Origin of the sequence: Saccharothrix sp. NRRL B-16348 (assembly GCF_001280085.1) — a bacterium.
Classification (GTDB): Bacteria; Actinomycetota; Actinomycetes; order Mycobacteriales; family Pseudonocardiaceae; genus Actinosynnema.
The window spans coordinates 1-601 of sequence record NZ_LGED01000082.1 but is presented as its reverse complement, the minus strand read 5'-3'; the positions used below and the strand labels follow the sequence as shown (position 1 = coordinate 601).

The window sequence follows — 601 nt, the reverse complement described above, 5'->3', positions numbered from 1 at the left end:
GTAACCGCTGTGCGTCTGGTATCGGGGGCGCGCCCACTGGGCATCAGATACCTCCCTGCGAACCCCACCCAGAGGTCAGGGGTTCCGGTAGACGCTCTGCGTCATCCCAGAGTACGGCAAGGCTTCGGCCCGCGTGCGGCCCATCTGACTCATTCGTCAGCAGTGCTTCCCGGCGCAACCGGGCCAACCGATCCGGCAACCGACGGACCTCGCCCGCCGCGAACAACTCCGTCACGGCGTCGTGGAAGTGACCGGTGGAGCAGTCCTCACGGTCCCAGACGATGATCGGGATCCCGGCCCGGAACGCCATCGCCGCCTCGTGCCACGCCCGACCGCGACGGTCGCCCGGCGGTTCGCTGAGCACCAGTGACACGATCGAGGTGTCGCTCAGGTCGACCGCCATCCCGGTGAGGTCCCACCCGCCGTTGGTCCGGCTCCAGTACGGGCGCGCCGCCTCGGCCGAGATGGCGTTCCAGCGCTGCTTCCACACCAGCCAGTACCGCTGCGCCCGCGTCCGCTCCAAGCTCCGCACCAGCACGGGGTGGTCGACCGCCAACGGCACGCTCACGTCCGAGGGAGAGGCCTTCGGCCAGAACTCCAC

General features: G+C 69.4%; 1 protein-coding gene. It reads right to left on the bottom strand.

The genetic code is table 11. From position 1 onward, the window contains the following. Positions 1-43: 43 nt before the first annotated feature. Positions 44-601, bottom strand: a 558-nt coding sequence (locus tag ADK67_RS52390) for a VMAP-C domain-containing protein (RefSeq protein ID WP_197289380.1), incomplete at its 5' end; no start/stop codon positions are given.